18 protein-coding genes are annotated in these 19,627 nt (G+C 61.1%); 14 read left to right on the top strand and 4 right to left on the bottom strand.

The genetic code is table 11. The features are described 5' to 3' along the window. Nucleotides 1-15: 15 nt before the first annotated feature. The 13 genes from hscA (at nt 16) to BLP65_RS05690 (ending at nt 14,083) form a co-directional block, all read left to right on the top strand. Nucleotides 16-1,896, top strand: coding sequence for a Fe-S protein assembly chaperone HscA (hscA, locus tag BLP65_RS05630; RefSeq protein ID WP_092993753.1), 1,881 nt, complete (start codon nt 16-18; stop codon nt 1,894-1,896). Nucleotides 1,897-2,160: 264 nt separating this feature from the next. Further along, nucleotides 2,161-2,499 carry an ISC system 2Fe-2S type ferredoxin gene (gene fdx, locus BLP65_RS05635; protein ID WP_092993756.1) on the top strand — a complete coding sequence of 113 codons (339 nt, stop codon included), beginning with the start codon at nt 2,161-2,163 and terminating at the stop codon, nt 2,497-2,499. Nucleotides 2,500-2,668: 169 nt separating this feature from the next. After that, nucleotides 2,669-2,869 carry a Fe-S cluster assembly protein IscX gene (gene iscX, locus BLP65_RS05640; RefSeq protein WP_092993759.1) on the top strand — a complete coding sequence of 67 codons (201 nt, stop codon included), beginning with the start codon at nt 2,669-2,671 and terminating at the stop codon, nt 2,867-2,869. A 208-nt stretch (nt 2,870-3,077) separates the two neighbouring features. Beyond that, a complete protein-coding gene (ndk, locus tag BLP65_RS05645) occupies nt 3,078-3,509 on the top strand; it encodes a nucleoside-diphosphate kinase (protein WP_092993762.1) in 432 nt (143 codons plus the stop codon). A 37-nt stretch (nt 3,510-3,546) separates the two neighbouring features. Beyond that, nucleotides 3,547-4,662 carry a dual-specificity RNA methyltransferase RlmN gene (gene rlmN / locus BLP65_RS05650; RefSeq protein ID WP_092993765.1) on the top strand — a complete coding sequence of 372 codons (1,116 nt, stop codon included), beginning with the start codon at nt 3,547-3,549 and terminating at the stop codon, nt 4,660-4,662. After that, entirely contained in the window at nt 4,659-5,402 is a 744-nt protein-coding gene (pilW, locus tag BLP65_RS05655; protein WP_092993768.1) for a type IV pilus biogenesis/stability protein PilW, read from the top strand. The genes rlmN and pilW overlap by 4 nt, the downstream gene beginning before the upstream one ends. Next, entirely contained in the window at nt 5,402-6,388 is a 987-nt protein-coding gene (locus BLP65_RS05660; protein WP_092993771.1) for a RodZ domain-containing protein, read from the top strand. Before pilW ends, BLP65_RS05660 begins: the two co-directional genes overlap by 1 nt. Nucleotides 6,389-6,391: 3 nt before the next feature. Beyond that, the gene (gene ispG, locus BLP65_RS05665) at nt 6,392-7,480 is read left to right on the top strand and encodes a flavodoxin-dependent (E)-4-hydroxy-3-methylbut-2-enyl-diphosphate synthase (protein WP_092993773.1); all 1,089 of its coding nucleotides are present in this window, start codon (nt 6,392-6,394) and stop codon (nt 7,478-7,480) included. A 102-nt stretch (nt 7,481-7,582) separates the two neighbouring features. Beyond that, entirely contained in the window at nt 7,583-8,866 is a 1,284-nt protein-coding gene (gene hisS / locus BLP65_RS05670) for a histidine--tRNA ligase (protein ID WP_092993776.1), read from the top strand. A 21-nt stretch (nt 8,867-8,887) separates the two neighbouring features. Further along, nucleotides 8,888-9,526, top strand: a complete 639-nt coding sequence (locus BLP65_RS05675; RefSeq protein ID WP_092993779.1) for a YfgM family protein — start codon at nt 8,888-8,890, stop codon at nt 9,524-9,526. Further along, nucleotides 9,523-10,668, top strand: coding sequence for an outer membrane protein assembly factor BamB (bamB, locus tag BLP65_RS05680; RefSeq protein WP_092993782.1), 1,146 nt, complete (start codon nt 9,523-9,525; stop codon nt 10,666-10,668). The genes BLP65_RS05675 and bamB overlap by 4 nt, the downstream gene beginning before the upstream one ends. A 160-nt stretch (nt 10,669-10,828) precedes the next feature. Beyond that, nucleotides 10,829-12,238 (top strand): ribosome biogenesis GTPase Der, encoded by a 1,410-nt coding sequence (gene der / locus BLP65_RS05685; RefSeq protein ID WP_092993785.1) that lies wholly within the window; start codon nt 10,829-10,831, stop codon nt 12,236-12,238. 48 nt (nt 12,239-12,286) lie between these two features. Next, nucleotides 12,287-14,083 carry an adenosylcobalamin-dependent ribonucleoside-diphosphate reductase gene (locus BLP65_RS05690; RefSeq protein WP_092993788.1) on the top strand — a complete coding sequence of 599 codons (1,797 nt, stop codon included), beginning with the start codon at nt 12,287-12,289 and terminating at the stop codon, nt 14,081-14,083. Between the two features lie 5 nt (nt 14,084-14,088). On the opposite strand, the gene BLP65_RS05695 is transcribed toward BLP65_RS05690, so the two are convergent. The 3 genes from BLP65_RS05695 to BLP65_RS05705 form a co-directional block, all read right to left on the bottom strand. Further along, entirely contained in the window at nt 14,089-14,940 is an 852-nt protein-coding gene (locus tag BLP65_RS05695) for a peptidoglycan DD-metalloendopeptidase family protein (protein ID WP_092993791.1), read from the bottom strand. Continuing rightward, nucleotides 14,930-16,288, bottom strand: a complete 1,359-nt coding sequence (xseA, locus tag BLP65_RS05700) for an exodeoxyribonuclease VII large subunit (RefSeq protein WP_092993794.1) — start codon at nt 16,286-16,288, stop codon at nt 14,930-14,932. Before xseA ends, BLP65_RS05695 begins: the two co-directional genes overlap by 11 nt. Nucleotides 16,289-16,424: 136 nt before the next feature. Continuing rightward, a complete protein-coding gene (locus BLP65_RS05705; RefSeq protein WP_092993797.1) occupies nt 16,425-16,730 on the bottom strand; it encodes a hypothetical protein in 306 nt (101 codons plus the stop codon). A gap of 267 nt (nt 16,731-16,997) precedes the next feature. Here BLP65_RS05705 and guaB point away from each other — a divergent pair, with 267 nt between their 5' ends. Further along, nucleotides 16,998-18,458: an IMP dehydrogenase gene (gene guaB / locus BLP65_RS05710; RefSeq protein WP_092993800.1), complete on the top strand. Its 1,461-nt coding sequence runs from the start codon at nt 16,998-17,000 to the stop codon at nt 18,456-18,458. A gap of 126 nt (nt 18,459-18,584) precedes the next feature. On the opposite strand, the gene cmoB is transcribed toward guaB, so the two are convergent. Then, nucleotides 18,585-19,559 (bottom strand): tRNA 5-methoxyuridine(34)/uridine 5-oxyacetic acid(34) synthase CmoB, encoded by a 975-nt coding sequence (cmoB, locus tag BLP65_RS05715; RefSeq protein ID WP_092993803.1) that lies wholly within the window; start codon nt 19,557-19,559, stop codon nt 18,585-18,587. Nucleotides 19,560-19,627 lie beyond the last annotated feature (68 nt).

Here is a 19,627-nt window from a genome sequence, read left to right on the forward strand (position 1 = left end):
ACCGACCGAGTACATATGGCACTACTGCAGATCAGTGAACCCGGACAATCCGATGCCCCTCACCAACACCGGTTGGCGGCAGGTATCGATCTGGGCACCACCAATTCCCTGGTGGCGACCGTACGTTCTGGCATGGCCGAAACCCTGCCGGATGAACAGGGCAATCATCTATTGCCGTCCGTCGTGCGCTACCTGGAGGGCGGCGAAACCGTAGTGGGAGAGGCCGCCAAGGGACAGGCCGCGCTTGATCCGCTCAATACCGTAGCTTCCGTCAAGCGCTTCATGGGGCGCGGTGTCGCGGATGTGAAGAGCCTGGGCTCACGCTTGCCCTATGAGTTCGTGGAGAGTGAAGCCTCTGCCATGCCGCGTCTGCGAACCGCCGGCGGTGATGTCAGTCCGGTGGAGGTCTCTGCGGAGATCCTCAAGGCGCTACGAGAACGGGCGGAAAAATCCCTGGGCGGCGAGTTGACCGGGGTGGTGATTACCGTGCCCGCCTACTTTGATGACGCCCAGCGTCAGGCCTCCAAGGACGCCGCCAAGTTGGCGGGGCTCAATGTGCTGCGACTGCTGAGTGAGCCGACTGCCGCGGCGGTCGCGTATGGTCTGGATCGCGGTTCGGAAGGGGTTATCGGCGTCTATGACCTGGGCGGCGGTACCTTCGATATCTCCATTTTGCGGCTCAACAAGGGGGGTTTCGAGGTGCTGGCCACTGCCGGCGACTCCGCCCTGGGCGGCGACGACATGGATCGGCTGGTGGCGGAATGGATCATGCAGCAGGCCGGCATTGCCGATGATGCCGATCACAAGCAGTTGCGCCGCCTGATGCGCGACGCATGCGCCGCCAAGGAGGCGCTTACCCAGAGCGAAACGGCCGAGATCCGGCTGGAGCTTGCGGATGGCACCCACTGGGAAGGCCAACTGGACCGCAAGCAGTTCAACAGGATTATCGACCCGCTGGTCCGGAAAACCCTGGCCCCATGCCGTCGCGCACTGCGGGATGCGGGTGTCGGGCCCGAAGAGATCAAGGATGTGGTCATGGTCGGCGGCTCCACCCGTGTGCCGCGTGTGCGTGAAAAGGTCGGGGAATTTTTCAATACCGAGCCCCTGGTAGACATCGACCCGGACCGGGTCGTCGCGATCGGGGCCGCCATGCAGGCGGATGTGCTTGCCGGCAACAAGCCGGATGACGAAATGCTGTTGCTCGACGTCACGCCGCTGTCTCTGGGCCTGGAAACCATGGGCGGTCTGGTGGAGAAGGTTATCCCCCGGAACACCACGATTCCCGTGGCCCGCGCCCAGGACTTTACCACCTACAAGGATGGTCAGACCGCCATGGCGGTTCACGTGGTGCAGGGGGAGCGCGAACTGGTTTCCGACTGTCGCTCCCTGGCTCGCTTTGAGTTGCGGGGGATACCTCCTCTGGCGGCGGGAGCGGCCCGTATTCGCGTCACCTTCCAGGTGGATGCCGACGGTCTGCTGTCGGTTACGGCCCGGGAGCAGACCACCGGATTGGAATCGAGCATACAGGTGAAGCCGTCCTACGGCCTGACCGACTCGGAAATCGAGGAGATGTTGCGGGATTCCATGGACCATGCCCGTGAGGACATGGATGCCCGTAATCTGCGTGAACAGCAGGTGGAGGCCGAGCGCATTCTCGAGGCGCTGGAGCATGCGCTCGAAGTGGACGGGGATCGCCTGCTCTCCAGCGAGGAGCGCGAGGCGCTGGAGCGGAGCATGGGTATCGTCCGGGAGGCCATCGGCGAGAACGACTACTCTCTGCTCAAACGCCGTACCGACGAGCTTAACCGACTTTCCGCGGAGTTCGCCGCCCGCCGGATGAATGCCTCAATCCAGGAGGCGCTGTCCGGTCAGAGCGTGGACGAATTTGAAAAGTAGAGCCGTTTATTTTCTTAACCGCAAAGGCGCAAAGAGCGCAAAGGAAAGCCATAAAGTATACAGAGCGGGCGTGCACTGCCCCTCGAGCGCCTCAATCGCGAGTTAGGAGCCCGGCCTCAGGCACGGGAATTGCGGCGCGGGTTAATGCCCCGCATGGGGTTGTGCCGCTCCTCCTACGGCAGCACCTCTGTTTCTCGATGCTTTGTCCGCGGGTCTTGGTGTCCTTTGCGTCTTTGCGGTGAGATCCTTAGTAGGAGTTTAAGAATGCCCCAGATCATCGTTTTACCCCATGAAGAACTCTGCCCCGAGGGAGCGGTTTTCGAAGCCGAGCCCGGTACCGTGCTGATCGAGGCGGCCCTGGCCAATGGTATCGAGATCGAGCATGCGTGTGAGAAGTCCTGCGCCTGTACTACCTGCCACATCGTCGTTCGCGAGGGTTTCGACTCGCTGAACGAAGCGGAGGAAACTGAAGAAGACATGCTCGATAAAGCCTGGGGTCTCGAACCGGAGTCCCGTCTCTCCTGTCAGGCGGTCGTGGGCGAGGAAGACCTGACTGTGGAGATCCCGAAATACACGATCAACATGGTTTCGGAAAGCAACTGAACCGAACAGCCGGAAACCACGGGGGACACGGGGCTCACGGGGAACTGCAGTTCAGATAAATGCGGCTTCCCTGTATTCCGCACCAAGTCCGGAAAGCACGAGAGCCCCAGCAAAGAAAATCCCCGTGTCCCCCGTGCTCCCCGTGGTAAAAACAACAGGAGTCGAGAAAATGGGCTTGAGATGGACGGACGTGCAGGATATCGCCATTGAGCTGGATGAGGCCCATCCGGATGTCGACCCCCAATACGTACGGTTTACCGATCTGCACCAGTGGGTATGCGGCATCGACGAGTTCGAGGACGACCCGGAAAGCTCAAGCGAGGGAATCCTCGAGGCCATCCAGATGGCGTGGATTGACGAACGGGACTGACGAAAGAACCACGGGGAGCACGGGGGACACGGGGAGAATGCATTTGGCACTTGCAGTTCCCCGTGCTCCCCGTGTTCCCCGTGGTTGAAGATCTGTGCTGGAACGCCCCCCTAAGCCCGCGTATAATCGCGGGTTTAGCGTATTCGGGGACAGGAAGGAAACTTTCCCGCCGCTGGGGTCACAAATAAAATGACGGGGTTTTTTCCATATGGCAGTTGAGCGCACTCTTTCCATCATCAAGCCGGATGCGGTAGCCAAGAACGTTATCGGTGATATCTACAGCCGTTTCGAAAAGGCAGGCCTGAGCATCGTGGCCGCCAGGATGCTGCAGCTGAGCCGGGAGCAGGCCGAAGGCTTTTATGCAGTCCACAAGGAGCGCCCGTTCTTCAAGGATCTGGTGGAATTCATGATGTCCGGTCCGGTGATGGTGCAGGTGCTCGAAGGTGAAAATGCCATAGCCAAAAACCGCGAAGTCATGGGTGCCACAAACCCCAAGGAAGCCGCACCGGGCACCATCCGGGCCGATTTCGCCTCCAGCATTGGTACCAATGCAGTGCATGGGTCCGACGCCCCGGAGACAGCCAAACAGGAAATCGAATTCTTTTTCAAGCCCGAGGAAATCTGCCCGCGCAGTCGTTGAGAGCGTGAGGTCGATTCCCTTCGTGAGGCGGAGGGTTATGGCAGATAGCCGTGACAAAAAGCAGAACCTCGTCGGGATGCCCCGACGAGAGCTGGAGGCCTTCTTCACCGAAATGGGGGAGAAGGCCTTCCGCGCTTCTCAGGTAATGAAATGGATCTACCACCAGGGGGTGGATCATTTCGACCATATGAGCAACCTGGGCAAGGCATTGCGCACCCGGCTGGCGGAGCGGGCCGGGATCCGTTTGCCTGAAATCAGTTTGGACCAACCCTCCCGTGACGGCACCCGGAAATGGGTGCTGCGTCTGGAAGATGATAATCATGTCGAGATGGTCTTTATCCCCGAAGGGGACCGCGGCACGCTTTGCGTTTCATCGCAGGTGGGCTGCACTCTCGCCTGCAGCTTCTGTTCGACGGCCCGCCAGGGTTTCAACCGCAATCTCAGCGCTGCCGAGATCATCGGGCAGGTGGTGGTTGCAGCCCGCGCATTGGGCCTGCCCGAAAACAAGGGTGAGCGGGTGCTGACCAATATCGTTTTGATGGGCATGGGCGAACCGTTGATGAACTTTGACGAGGTGGTGGCATCAATGGAACTGATGCAGGACGACCTCGCCTTCGGGGTTTCCAAGCGGCGCATCACTCTCAGCACGGCCGGTGTGGTGCCGCGGATTGAACGGCTGCGGGAGGTCAGTGACGTCAGCCTCGCCGTTTCCCTGCATGCTCCGGAGGATGCCTTGCGTGATGAGCTGGTGCCCATCAATCGCAAATACCCGATAGCGCAGCTGATGGCCGCCTGCCGGCACTATGTGGAAGGGAAGCCTCACCGGCGCGTCACCTTCGAGTATGTCATGCTGGAGGGCGTGAATGATTCTCCCGAGCATGCCCGCAAGCTGGTGCGGCTGCTGCGCACGGTGCCGGCCAAGCTGAACCTGATTCCTTTTAACGCTTTCCCGGGGGCCCCCTATCGCTGCTCGAGCCAGGAAAGTATCGATCGGTTCCGCGACATCATCATGGCGGCGGGTATCATCACGGTGACACGCAAGACGCGCGGCGAAGATATCGATGCCGCGTGCGGTCAGCTGGTGGGAAAGGTTCTGGACCGGACCCGCCGCAGTGAACGCCATATCATCTTTCGAGGAGAAGTCGGTCCATGAGACGAGTCGCCGCCATCCTGATCCTGGGAGCAGGCCTCGCGCTGGCGGGCTGTGCCGGTACACCGACACAGCACGCTGAGAAAAGTGCTGAAGTGAACGCGCAGATGGGATTGCGTTACATGCAGCAGGGCAATAACGAGCGCGCAATGGAAAAGCTCCAGCGCGCCCTTTCTTTCGACCAGAGACATGGTGGGGCAAACCACTATCTGGCGATTCTCTATCAGCGGCTGGATCGGCCCGAAGACGCCGAGGTGCATTTTCGCCGAGCCATTCGCGCCCTGCCGGATGATTCGTCGCTGCTGAATAACTTCGGGGCGTTTCTGTGCAGTTCGGGTCAGTATGAGGAGGGCGAAGGGCTCTTCCTGGAAGTACTGGATGATCCCGTTTATCCACAGCGTCCTGCGGTGCATGAAAATCTGGGGCTATGCAAGACCCGCCAGGGGAACCTGCAGGAGGCTGAAACCTATCTGCGCAAGGCCCTTTCGCAGAATCCGAGAATGCACAAATCACTGTTCGGAATGGCCGATCTCAGTTACCAGAAGGGTAACTACCTGTCTGCACGCGCCTATCTTCAGCGCTATCGCGACGTGGCGCGACATACCCCCCAGTCGCTGTGGCTGGGCATCAGGATCGAGAGGGAGTTGGGTGACCGGGATGCCCTCTCCAGCTACGAAATGCATCTGAAGAATCGGTTTCCCGATTCCAGACAGGCACGTCTTCTCCAGGAGTCGGAGCAATAATGAGCGAGTCTGAGAATGAAATTGTGAATGATACCGTCGAGGATCAGCGAACCTCGGAGCAGCAGAATGAAGGGCCGGGTCGCCGTCTGCGTGAGGCGCGTGAGGCCCAGAGCCTCTCCCGTGAGAGCGTGGCGTCGGAGTTGCGGCTGCAGACCCGGATGGTCGCCGCGCTTGAAGAGGATGATGACAGCTCGATGCCTCCTCCTGCGTTCGTGATCGGCTATCTCCGGAGCTATGCACGGAGGCTTGGTCTGCCGGCGGACGAGATTGTCCGGGCCTATGAACAGAACCTGGAAGGACCTCCGCAGGAGATCGTGTCGAGAGTCAGGAAAAGCCAGGTTTCGAGCCGTGATCTTCCGGTTCGCATGGTCACCTGGTTGATCTTTATCGGCCTGGGTGCACTCCTTGTGGTCTGGTGGCTGTCCCAACAGCCTGCCCACGAAGAGCCGGTAACCGAGCCGGAAGTCGCCACGGTGGCCCCCGAAACCACACCGAGTGCTCCGGAGTCACTGGCTTCGCAGCAGCAGGCGCAAAGCTCCGAAAGGCCTGAGCCCGCTGCCGAAGGCGATTCCCAATCGCCCGTGTTCACCGAGTCGGAAGCGTCCGCGTCCGGGGAGCCGACGTTGGTGGCACCGAATACGCTGGACTCGGTACCGGAAACGCAATCGCAGGCGGCGGAGGTCGAAGCCGTATCACAACCGGAACCGGAACCGACCACCACCGCAACCGGCCTCCGTCTGGAGTTCGAGGCGGACAGCTGGACACAGGTGACCAATGCTGACGGTCAGCAACTGGTATCCAGGGTTATCAAGGCGGGTCGTACACTCCGTTTTACTGACAAGCCGCCGTTCCGGGTAATACTGGGCTATGCGCCTGGTGTCACGGTTCACTACCAGGGGGAGCGGTTCGATCCCACCCCCTATGTACGAAGGGATGTCGCCCGCTTCAGCATCGGTGCGTCGGACGACCAGAACGGGGAGAACTGAGCGATGACCTTTACTCCCATTCAACGCCGCAAGACCCGGCAGATTCACGTGGGTTCGGTGCCCGTCGGTGGTGATGCGCCGATTTCAGTCCAGAGCATGACCAACACCGATACCCACGACGTAGCCGCCACGGTGGCTCAGGTGAAGGCGCTGGAAGCGGTGGGGGCGGATCTCGTGCGCGTGTCGGTGCCGACGATGGATGCCGCGGAGGCGTTCGGAAAGATTCGCCGGCAGGTGAATGTGCCGCTGATTGCAGATATTCATTTCGACTACCGCATCGCGCTTCGTGTGCTGGAGCTGGGCGTCGACTGCCTGCGCATCAATCCGGGCAATATCGGCCGCGAAGATCGCGTGAGATCGCTGGTGGAGGCGGCGCGCGATACGCAGGTCCCCATCCGCATCGGCGTGAATGCCGGCTCGTTGGAGAAGGACCTGCAGAAGAAATACGGCGAGCCAACCGCCGATGCCTTGGTTGAATCGGCGCTCAAGCACATCGATATTCTCGACCGACTGGACTTTCCCGATTTCAAGGTCAGCCTCAAGGCTTCCGAGATCTTCATGACGGTGGAGGCCTACCGCAAACTGGCCGCACAAATCGAGCAGCCCCTGCACCTGGGGATTACCGAGGCGGGGGGGCTGCGCTCCGGCACCGTAAAATCGGCCATCGGCATGGGAATGCTGCTTTCGGAAGGGATTGGCGACACCCTGCGGGTCTCCCTCGCGGCGGATCCGGTGGAGGAGATCAAGGTCGGCTTCGACATGCTGAAGAGCCTGCACCTGCGCAGCAAGGGCATTAACCTTATTGCCTGTCCCTCCTGTTCACGGCAGAACTTTGACGTCATCAGCACCGTCAATGAACTGGAGGCGCGTCTGGAAGACATTCTGGAGCCGCTGGATGTGGCAGTGATAGGCTGTGTCGTCAATGGGCCCGGTGAGGCCCGCGAGGCCAATCTGGGTATCGTCGGCGGTGAGCCCAACCTGCTCTATGTGGGGGGGAAGCCGGACCACAAAGTGGATAACAAGACTCTGGTGGACGAGCTCGAAAGCAATATTCGCGCCGAAATCGAACGCCGGCGTGAAGAAGAGGGCTAACCGTAAAGACGCAAAGAGCGCAAAGGATTCTCTTTCTTTGATCCCGCGTTTCTTTGCGACCTTGGCGCCTTTGCGGTGAATTGATTTTTTAGGGGAGTTCAGTTGGGTAAGAACATTCAGGCGATCCGGGGGATGAACGACATCCTGCCGGACGAGACGCCGCGTTGGCAGTTTCTCGAGGAGACGATCTATCAGCTGCTGGCCCGCTACGGGTACAGCGAGATCCGCATGCCTATCGTCGAGAAAACGGAACTATTCAAACGCTCCATCGGTGCGGTAACCGACATCGTCGAGAAGGAGATGTATACCTTCGAGGATCGCAACGGCGACAGTCTGACCTTGCGACCGGAGGGAACCGCGGGGTGTGTGCGCGCTGCCATCCAGAACGGGCTGCTGCACAATCAGACGCAGAAGCTCTGGTACAAAGGACCGATGTTTCGTCACGAGCGGCCCCAGAAGGGGCGCTATCGTCAGTTCCAGCAGGTTGGGGTGGAGGTGTTTGGTCTGACCGGGCCGGATGTCGATGCCGAACTGATCCTGATGACCGCACGCTTATGGAAGGAATTAGGCCTGGCGGATGCGGTCAAACTACAGGTGAATTCACTGGGCAGCAGTGAGGCTCGCGCAGCCTATCGTGAACGCCTGGTGGTCTATCTCGAGCAAAACATCAACGCCCTGGACGAAGATAGCCGGCGCCGCCTGGAGAGCAATCCGCTACGAATCCTCGATAGCAAAAATCCCGACATGGCGGAGGTCATTGCTGCGGCACCCAAGCTTACCGAGCATCTGGACGAGGAGTCGCGCATTCACTTCGATGAGTTGCTCGCGATTCTGGACCAGGTAGGTATCGAGTATGAGATCAACCCCTGTCTGGTCCGGGGGCTGGACTACTACGGCAAGACCGTGTTCGAGTGGGTGACCGACAGACTGGGGGCCCAGGGGACGGTATGTGCCGGAGGACGTTTCGATGGACTGGTGGAACAGCTGGGCGGCAAACCGACGCCAGCCGTCGGTTACGCCATGGGTATCGAACGGCTGGTCGCCCTGCTGGACGAGGTCGAGGTTTCGCTGGATCGGTACCGGCCGCATGCCTATCTGGTGGTCGCCGCTGGTGTCGAGGCCCGAATGGCGTTGGGCATCTCGGAGCGGCTGCGTAGTGCGGTTGGGGCCCTGCGTCTGGAGATGCACTGTGGCGGCGGCAGTTTCAAGAGCCAGTTCAAAAAAGCCGACAAGAGTGGTGCCCGGCTGGCGCTGGTCGTCGGGGAAGAGGAGGCCGCAAACGGCACGATTACGGTCAAGTTCTTGCGTGAAGACGCAGAGCAGAAAACGCTTGCCCTCGATGAGATCGAGGAGTTTCTGTCGAAAGATACGGTGGAACATCCCTAGCAGGGTTTAGAGGAGTAGCGAATGGAAGTCTACAGCACAGAAGAAGAGCAGATCGAAGCGCTACGGCGCTGGTGGAAGGAAAACGGTCGTCTGGTGCTGATTGCGTTGGCACTCGTCCTGCTGGCCGTTTTCGGTTGGCGGACCTGGAGTGCGAATCAGGCCGGCCGCGCTGAGGCGGCATCCGTCCAGTATGAACAGATGATGAATGCGCTGGATACACAGCCCCAGCAGGCGATGGAGATTGGTCGTTCCATCGTTGGGGAATATCCCTCCACGAGCTACGCGGATTTCGCTTCGCTGGCCATGGCGCGCATCGCCGTTGAAGAGGACGACCTGGAGCAGGCGGAAGCCCACCTGCGGCGTGTGATGGGTAGCACCTCACAGCCGGAGCTCGAGGAGCTGGCGCGGCTGCGGCTCGGGCATGTTCTGTTGAGCAGGGGTGATATGGAAACGGCGCTTTCGTTGGCTGAGCAGGGTGGCGCCAGTTATCGGGCGGCTTTCGATGAACTGCGCGGCGATATCTACCTGGAGCAGGGGAACCGTGAGGCCGCCCGCACGGCTTACAGCGATGCCCTGGCCGCCTATCAGGCCCCGGGCAAGCAACAGGTGGTCAGCATGAAGCTCCAGAATCTGGCCGATACGAAGGATGCTGAAGAGTGAAGCGTATTCTTGGGCTGATGCTAACCGCTTGGGTCGCTACCGGTTGCAGTAGCGGTGGTGGGCTGCCGGTGACAGAATCGCCGGCGGAGCTGACCGACTTCGAAGCCAGACTCGAATTGCAAGAACTCTGGTCTGCGGACGCAGGGGGCGGGGTTGGCGATCACTATCTGGAAATGGGTCCGCTGGTCGCCGACGATGCCATCTACACAGCCGATGTCGAGGGGCGGGTCAGTGCCTTTGAGCGCGACAGCGGCAAGCGCTTGTGGACAACCTCGCTCGAAGCAGGACTGAGCGGTGGCCCCGGTGACGGTGGCGACAGGATTCTCCTGGGTGGTGATGCCGAGGTATTCGCCGTCTCGAAGACGGATGGCAGCCGCCTCTGGCGGGCCGATGTCAGTAGCGAAGTTCTGGCGCCTCCGGTTCGAAGGGACGATATCATCCTGGTGCGCACCGTCGACGGGAATCTTTTCGGCCTCGACGCCGCCAGCGGCGAGCAGCGCTGGAGCTATAACCAGCCGGTACCGACGCTAAGCCTGCGTGGTGTGGGAGCCCCGGCCTTTTTTGACGGGCATGCCGTGGCCGGTTTCGCCAATGGACGCCTGGTGGCAGTGAACGTGCAAACCGGCACTCCGGTTTGGGGGGCTACGGTATCCGTGCCCCGCGGCCGCACTGAGCTGGAGCGCATGGTGGATGTTGATGCCGCTCCGGTGATCCGCGAAGGCGTTGCCCATGTGGCGGCCTATCAGGGGCGCATAGCCACTGTGGCGCTTCGCAACGGACAGCTGCTGTGGACGCGGGATATTCCCTCCCACAAAGCGGTCGGGGTGACCCGTGAAGCAGTTCTGGTGATCGATGACAGCAGCGATGTCTGGGCCCTGGCGCGCTATAACGGCGGCACGCTCTGGCGCAGTGACAAGCTCCATGCGCGACGTCTGACCGCACCGGTTCCGCAAGGCGACTTTCTGGTAGTCGGTGACCTGGACGGCTATCTGCATTGGCTGTCGCAGGCAGACGGGAGCATTGTGGCGCGTGACAAGGTCGGCAGCGCTCCGGTCCTGGCGGCTCCTGTCGTCGATGGCGATCAGGTCTTTGTGATCGATGCCGACGGTCGGTTGGCCGCCTTCCGCGTCCAACCGAACTAGCTACGCGGATGTTTCATCAATTCACCACAAAGACGCCGGTGGCGTCGGAAATTATTGTGGCCTGTGGAGGTGCAGTCGCGATCGGTAGCGGATTGCGGCGGGCGCGAAACACCTCTGACTTTCGTGCGCTCCTTTGCGGTGAAGATTTCGAGTTGGAAACATGAAACCGGTGATAGCTTTGGTGGGTCGCCCCAATGTGGGCAAATCCACCCTGTTCAATTGTCTGACGCGTTCCCGCGACGCCCTTGTGGCGGATTTCCCCGGCCTCACCCGTGACCGTAAATACGGTACCGGGCAATTGGGCGAACGCCCCTACCTGGTCGTGGATACGGGTGGTCTCTCCGGAGAAAAGGAGGGGATCGACAGCATTATGGCTCGTCAGGCGCGACTCGCCATCGACGAGTCCGATGCCGTTGTCTTCCTGGTCGACGGTCGCGCCGGTCTTAATGCCGCGGATCAGGTGATCGCCGACTTTCTGCGTCAGTGTGGCAAGCCGGTCTACCTGGCTGTCAACAAGGTCGATGGCATCGACCCGGATGTGGCTGCCAGCGACTTCCACGCGCTCGGGATAGGGGAGCCGTATCAGATCGCGGCGGCTCACGGTCGCGGTGTACGATCGATGATGAACCGGGTTCTGGAGACATTTCCGACACCGGAGGAAGGTGAGGCCGACGCGGAGGAGGGGATCCGTGTCGCGATCATCGGTCGGCCCAATGTAGGCAAGTCGACGCTGGTCAACCGCATCATGGGTGAGGAGCGGGTGATCGTGTTCGACATGCCCGGTACCACCCGCGACAGCATTCGAGTTCCCTTTGCACGTGACGGCCAGCCCTATCTTTTGATTGATACGGCCGGAGTGCGTCGTCGCGGTCGGGTCAGGGAGGCGATCGAGAAGTTCAGTATCATCAAGACCCTTCAGGCCATTTCCGACGCCCACGTGGTGATCATGGTGCTGGACGCGCGCGACGGAATTACCGAACAGGATGCGCACCTGCTCGGCTTCGCCCTGGATTCTGGACGGGCGCTGGTGGTGGCCGTCAACAAATGGGACGGTCTGGACCAGTACCAGAAGGAGAAGGTACGCCGTGATATCGACAGGAAACTGCCGTTTCTCGACTTCGCGCCGCTGCACTATATCTCGGCCCTGCACGGCACCGGGGTCGGCAATCTGTTCGGCTCGGTCAACCGCGCCTATCGGGCCGCGAACAGCGACATCCCCACTCCGAAGCTGACCAAGCTGCTGGAGACCGCCGTTGCAAACCACCAGCCTCCACTGGTTCAGGGTTCCCGTATCAAGTTGCGCTATGCCCATCAGGGGGGGCGCAATCCGCCGACCATCATCATTCACGGTAGCCGTACCGATTCGGTACCCGGTAGCTATAGCCGCTACCTGGAAAAGTTTTTCCGGGAGCAGTTGAAGCTCCACGGCACCCCGGTACGCATTGAATACCGCTCCGGCGACAACCCCTATGCCGGTCGCAAGAATGAGCTGACCGAGCGTCAGAAAGGTCGTAAGCGGCGCTTGATGCAGCACGTGAAAAAGAAAGAGAAAAAGAGCAAGCGTCGATAGGGACAGTGGCTAGTGGCGAGTTGCTAGTTGCGGGCCTAGGATGCGGGTATGGAACGCGATTTCTTCGCCACGGATATCGGCCGTACGATCTGGGACTCCAAGTACCGCCAGCCGGGTGAGGCTTCCATTGCCGATACCTGGAGACGTGTCGCACGCTCGCTGTCGGCCTCGGAAGTGGAACCTCTGAAATGGGAGGAGCGCTTCTACGGCATCCTCGAGGATTTCCGGTTTCTGCCCGGTGGGCGAATTCTCGCGGGCACCGGAACACAAAAGCAGGTGACCCTCTTCAACTGCTTTGTCATGGGTATCATCGAGGATTCGATGGACGGGATCTTCGAGGCGCTCAAGGAAGGGGCCCTCACCATGCAGCAGGGAGGCGGTGTCGGCTACGACTTTTCCACCCTGCGGCCGCGCGGTACCCCCGCCCATCACAGTGGCACCATCGCCTCGGGCCCGGTTTCCTTTATGCGCATCTGGGACAGCATGTGCGCGACCATCCTCTCCACCGGGGCCCGGCGCGGCGCCATGATGGCAACGCTGCGCATTGACCATCCCGATATCGAAGAATTCATTGATGCCAAACGCAGAAGCGGCGAACTGACCCGTTTCAACCTTTCCATTCAGGTCTCCGACGCCTTCATGGAAGCGGTACAGGCGGATCTCGAATGGCCGCTGCTGTTTCCGGCCGAGGCGCTGGACGAGGCGGCCGGCGATCTGCTGGAGCGTGAGTGGCCGGGTTATGACCAACCGGTTCCCTGCCGGGTTCTCCGGCGTGTTTCTGCCCGCCAGCTCTGGAATCGGATCATGCGCGCCACCTTCGATAACGCCGAGCCGGGCGTGCTGTTTGTGGATCGGGTGAACCGTACCAACAATCTCTGGTACCGCGAGCGGATCACTGCCACCAACCCCTGTGGAGAGATCCCGTTACCGCCCTATGGCGCCTGCGATCTGGGTTCGATCAACCTCACCCGGTTCGTTCGCGACCCGTTCCGGCCTACGGCACATCTGGATCTGGAGGGTATCGGTCAGACCACCGGCGTGGCGGTGCGGTTGCTGGACAACGTCATCGAAACTTCACGCTTTCCGCTGGCGGCCCAGGCCGAACAGGTTCGCGGCAGTCGTCGCATCGGTCTGGGGATTACCGGTCTGGCCGATACGCTGATCATGTTGGGCCTCAGGTACGACTCGGAAGGGGCCCGGCAGCTTGCCGAATCGGCCATGGCTACCGTCTGCCATTCGGCCTATCGCACCTCTGTTGGACTGGCGAAGGAGAAGGGCGTGTTCCCCTCGTTCGAACGTGACAGGTATCTGGCAGGTGAGTTTATCGGCGCTCTGCCGCCGGATATTCGTGCGGAGATTGCCCGCTACGGTATCCGTAACAGCCATCTCACCGCCATCGCCCCGACTGGCACCATCAGTCTGCTGGCGGACAACGTCTCCTCGGGTCTTGAACCGGTATTTCGTTACTGGTTTCAGCGACATGTGCTGGAGCGTAACGGCCGTCGCTCGACCCACGCGGTCACCGATTATGCCTGGCGTATCTGGAAAGAGCAGCATGGTGACGCCCCTCTTTCCCCTGCGTTCATTCAGGTGGATGAGGTCAATCCCGAGGCGCACCTGGCCATGCAGGCCGCTCTGCAGCCCTACGTCGATAGTGCCATCTCGAAGACCATCAACGTGCCGCAGGACTTCCCCTTCGAGCGGTTCAAGGAGATCTACCGGCGCGCCCATGACCTCGACCTCAAAGGTTGCACCACCTTCCGTCCCAACCCGGTGACCGGCGCCATTCTGGAGGCGAGTGAAAGTGCTGCACCTTGCTGCGGGATCGAACGGGAAAGCGATTGAGCGGCTCAGATCCCGTCCAGTGACGCCACGCTGTCACCCGAAAGAAACAGGGCCGGATCGACGCGGGCGTCGTTCAGGCTCACCGTCCAGTGCAGATGCGGCCCGGTCACGCGGCCGGTCGCCCCGACCTCGCCCACGATCTGTCCCGGCTCCAGGATGTCGTTCACTGCCACATCGATGCTATCCATGTGGCAGAACATCGTGATCAGCCCCTGCCCGTGGTCGATGAATACCACCTTGCCGTTGAAGAAATAGTCCCCGACTTCGACCACCCGGCCGGCCGCGGGTGACTGGACGGGCGTACCGGTCGGGGCCGCGAGATCGAGCCCGCTGTGGGGCCGACGCGGCTGTTTGTTGAAGAAGCGGCGCTTGCCGAAGGTGCCCGTGACGACACCGTCGACAGGCAGTAGGAACCGGCTTGTTGCCACTTCCTGCTCGGTCCAGGTGGCAAACGCCTTACGGGAGCGGGTCTGTTCATCGCGAATGCGCTTCAGGTCGTCCTTGTAGGGGTTGACCTGACGTTTGTTCTTTAGCGTGATGTACTGCGATTCATACTGTTTGTCGCGTACGCGAAAGCCGACGGTCGCGGTAGCGCCGTCACGCTTGATCGTGACGACATGTCGTCCCGGTTTGGCCGAGAGACCGATGCCGATCACTGCCGTCCAGCGGCCGTTATCGGGCACCACCATCACCTTACGATCCTTGTAGGTGACTTCCGGCTTTCCGCTATCGCTGGAAGCCAGCGGGATGACCGCGACCCCCCCGGGAACCAGATCGGCACGGGGCAGGGCCACTGCCGCCAGTGGTGCGGCCATGAGGGTCAGCAAGATGAACCGGATAATACGGCTAGTCGTCATAGGTCTCCTCCACACGGCAGACCAGGCGCCCCTCATGCAGGCGGGCGATAATCCGGTCACCGGTTCTGACGTCGGTAGTTCGGTGGACAACGGTGTGGTCTTCACGGCTTACAATGGCATAACCACGGGACAGGGTGGATAGCGGACTCACTGAATTCAGTGCCCGGGCAGCGGCTGCCAGCCGCTGTGCCGCGCGTTCACGGCGGTGTTCGGTGGCCACGTGCAGGCGCCTTTCCAATTCGCAGCGATGTGCTTCCAGGCGCTGCAGTCGGTGAACCGGGGCCACCCGGGCCAGATGAGCACGGGTCTGATCCAGGCGGGCCGCCAGGTGTCGTAGATGCCCGCGCTGGGCGCGCCGCATCCGCTGTTCCGTCTCATCCAGCCTTTGTGCAATCTCCATGAGTCGGCGTCCCGGATGCTTGAGTCGCTTTTCCAGCCAGTGCAGGCGCTGACCACTCTGCTGCAACCGTGAATCCATGCAGCGCCGCAGCCGGACCTTTCTGGTGCTCACTCGCTCCAGCCATTCGATGCGATCGGGGCTGACGACCTCTGCCGCCGCAGAGGGTGTCGGGGCACGCAGGTCCGCCGCAAAGTCGGCGATGGTAAAGTCGATTTCATGCCCTACGGCACTGACGACCGGGATCGGGCTATTACGGATGGCTCGGGCCAGCACCTCATCGTTGAAGGCCCAGAGGTCCTCCAGAGAGCCGCCGCCGCGGGTGACGATGAGTACATCGCATTCGTTGCGTTCACCCGCCCTGGCGAGCATCCTGGCGATCTCCCGGCCCGCTCCGGCACCCTGGACCGGTACCGGGTAGATGATGACCGGAATGGCGGGGAAACGTCGCCGCAAAACCGTCAGGATATCGCGCACAGCGGCCCCGGTCGGGGAGGTAACGATGCCGATTTGCCGGGGCAGGTCGGGCAGGGGCCGTTTTGCCGATGCGTCGAACAGTCCCTCCTGGGCCAGCCGGGCCTTGAGCGCTTCGAACTGGCGGCGAAGGGCGCCGTCACCGGCCTCCTCCATGTGTTCGATGATTAGTTGATACTCGCCGCGTGCTTCGTAGAGTCCCACGCGCGCCCGTACCAGTACATGGGTGCCATTTTCAGGACGGAAACGAAGGTGCATATTGCGCGTGCGGAACATGGCGCAGCGCACCTGGGCGTTCTCGTCCTTCAGTGAAAAATAGAGGTGCCCGGAGCCGGGCCGGGCCAGGTTGGACAGTTCACCCTCGAGCCAGATCAGCGGCAGGCTCAGCTCGAGCAGCGAGCGCACCTCTCGATTGAGGCGCGAGACGGTGAAAACCTCCCGGTCGGGAGGGAATTGGGATTGGGGCTGGTATGCCATGGCGACAGTCTAACCCACACGCCCTTCGGGAAGGGCCTGGTTCGGGGCGATCAGGACGAATCCGGATGGTTTCTTTCAAAAATGCGGCGGGGCCGGCCAAAGCGGGCCCCGCTACACGTTCCAGGCTACGGATCGATTACCTGCTGGACTCGATCTGCCACTGCTTGTAAGCGAGTTCACCCTGCGATTCGGCCTGTTCCGCGAGCGCCATGGCTTCGTCGTACTTGCCTTCTTCCATCAGGGAACGGGCGTTATCGATGAGTTTGCCCGTGTCGCGCCACTCATGGCCGACTGAGGCTGCCTGCTTGCGAGCCGCTTCAGCGGCCTCTACGGCGGCCGAGACATCCTTCGCCGTCGCCGGTTCCATCGGTTCTTCTGCAGGTGAGGACACGCAGGCGGTGACCAGTAGCGATGCAGCCGCGAGGCTAACAAGCGTTTTCATAGGGGACATCCTCCTCATTTCTGTGGGTCATATTTATTTTTCGTCACCGGATTTTTCCGGCTGGCGTCGGGATTGCCGACCGCTTCCCATCTGGAAATACCACCAGGTTCGCTCTGGCGATGTGCTTCAGGGGGCGGCAAAACGGCTTGTCCACGACTACCAAACATCATAGATGCTATTGGTGGATTGTGGCTACCGTTTACTAAGACACAGTCAAAGAGTAATATGGAATGTTTATTCAATCGCCAACGCTTCTGGATTGAACCTATGCGCATTGCTCAGGAAGCTCTGACCTTCGACGACGTTTTACTGATTCCGGCCCACTCGAATATCCTTCCAAAGGATGTGGACTTGAGGACCAAGCTGACCCGCAACATCACCTTGAATATCCCACTGGTCTCCGCGGCCATGGATACGGTGACCGAGGGCCGCCTGGCCATCGCTATTGCCCAGGAAGGCGGAGTCGGCATCATTCACAAAAACATGACTGTGGAACAGCAGGCCAGCGAGGTTCGCAAGGTCAAGAAATACGAAACCGGTGTCATCAAGGACCCGATTACGATCTCGCCGGACACCTCGATTCGGGACGTCCTGGAGTTGACCCGCGCCAATAACATCTCCGGTGTGCCGGTAGTCGACGGCGACCGGCTGGTCGGCATCGTTACCAACCGCGACCTGCGTTTCGAGACCCATTTCGATGCCCCGGTCTCCACCATCATGACCGGCAAGGAGAAGCTGGTGACGGTGAAGGAGGGGGCCGAGCCGAACGAAATCCTCGAGCTGTTTCACAAGCACCGGGTCGAGAAGGTGCTGGTCGTTGATGATGATTTTCACCTGCGTGGCCTGGTCACCGTGAAGGACATCCAGAAGGCGACCGACAAGCCCTACGCCTGCAAGGATGATCAGGGGCGTTTGCGCTGCGGCGCGGCCGTGAGCGTTGGCGCCGGCACTGACGAGCGGGTGGCAGCGCTGGTTGCCGCGGGCGTTGACGTGCTGGTGATCGACACCGCCCATGGCCACTCGCAGGGTGTGCTGGATCGGGTCGCCTGGGTCAAGAAGCTCTACCCCGACGTCCAGGTCATCGGCGGAAATATCGCCACCGGTGCCGCCGCCAGGGCTCTGGTCGAGGCCGGCGCCGACGGCGTCAAGGTCGGTATCGGTCCGGGTTCCATCTGTACCACCCGTATCGTTGCCGGTGTGGGTGTACCGCAGATCACCGCTATTGATAACGTCGCCAGCGCCCTCGAAGGCACCGGGGTTCCGATTATCGCCGATGGTGGTATCCGCTACTCCGGGGATATGTCCAAGGCGATTGTGGCCGGCGCTGACTGCGTAATGATGGGTTCGATGTTTGCCGGTACCGAGGAGGCTCCGGGAGAAGTTGAGCTGTTCCAGGGTCGCTCCTACAAGTCCTACCGCGGCATGGGCTCTATGGGAGCCATGGGCGGCTCGCAGGGCTCGTCGGACCGCTACTTCCAGGAGGGATCCGAGGCCGACAAACTGGTGCCTGAAGGGATCGAAGGGCGCGTTCCCTACAAGGGTCCGCTGCAGCCGGTAATCCACCAGTTGCTCGGCGGTTTGCGCTCTTCCATGGGCTATACCGGCTGCTGCACCATCGAAGAGATGCGCACCAGGCCCGAATTCGTTCGGGTCACCGGCGCCGGCATGCGCGAAAGCCATGTCCACGACGTGCAGATCACCAAGGAAGCCCCCAACTACCGGGTCTGACCCTGCGCCCGTTAGGTAAACCGCCGAAGAACGAGAGACACCGGGGCGACCGGGAGCGTGGCTGAGGGAAGTCCCCTGCAGCACCTTCTGATCGACCTTCGGTGTCTTGTCGTTTGCGGCTTCGGGTCAAAGGTCGCCAATCACCACGGCCCGAACGGGTGCCGGGTGTCCCTCCACGGTTCGCTTCGGGTTTCCCGGCTCAAGGAAGTGGGGCAGGGAGTGGAATGTCATCCATTCGGTGGGACGCTGCTCCTCAACCGTGGTTGGCGTGACATCTACGGTATGGACGTCCCGAAGACCCGCCTCGCGCATCCAGCCCTCCAGCGTGGCGACCGAAGGGATATTCCAGACATTGCGCATCTTTGCGTAGCGGCCTTCCGGTACCAGTACGGAATTCGTTTCGCCCTCGATAACCAGCGTCTCCAGCACCAGTTGCCCATCCTTGCCCAGATGGGCCTTCAGTTGCGCCAAATGTTCCAGCGGGTTGCGGCGATGATAGAGCACCCCCATTGAGAATACGGTGTCGAAGCCGCCGTTGCCCTCGGGCAGGTCTTCGAGCCTGAGCGGCAGGACGTAATTCGCGAGGGGTCCGACAAAGCGGGTGAGGGCCGCATACTGCATCACGAACCGGAGGGTCGGATCGACCCCGACCACCAGGTCGGCACCGTCGCCGAGCATGCGCCAGCCGTAATAGCCGTTGCCGCACCCCACATCGAGGATGCGTTTTCCCTTGAGGTCCAGGGTGTCCCGGAGTCGATTCCACTTCCAGTCGGAGCGCCATTCGGTATCGAGGTGAATACCGAACAGGCAGAACGGACCCTTGCGCCAGGGATGAAACGCCTTGAGTTGCCCGACGAGACGTTCACGTTCCTCGGATGATAATTGGTTGGAGTCGCCAATACGTGGGCAGTCGGCAGTCAAGTCGACCGAGGACGGTGTGATCCCCGGAAGGTCCCCGAGGACGGTTTGCCAGGCCCGGAGATTGCCGTGCCTTGCCGGGTCGAGCGCAACCTCGACCTTGCTGCGCAACCGGTTCGGCCAGTGGGACAATGGCGTCTTGGCGAGGGCGCTGTAGAGCGCTTCATAGTCGGGATCGGACATGGCAGGGATTTTACCACCCCATGTTGCCGGAGCGCAGCGAGCACCGGCATCCGGTCGGATTGGCCCTG

Origin of the sequence: Thiohalomonas denitrificans (assembly GCF_900102855.1) — a bacterium.
Taxonomy (GTDB): Bacteria; Pseudomonadota; Gammaproteobacteria; order Thiohalomonadales; family Thiohalomonadaceae; genus Thiohalomonas; species Thiohalomonas denitrificans.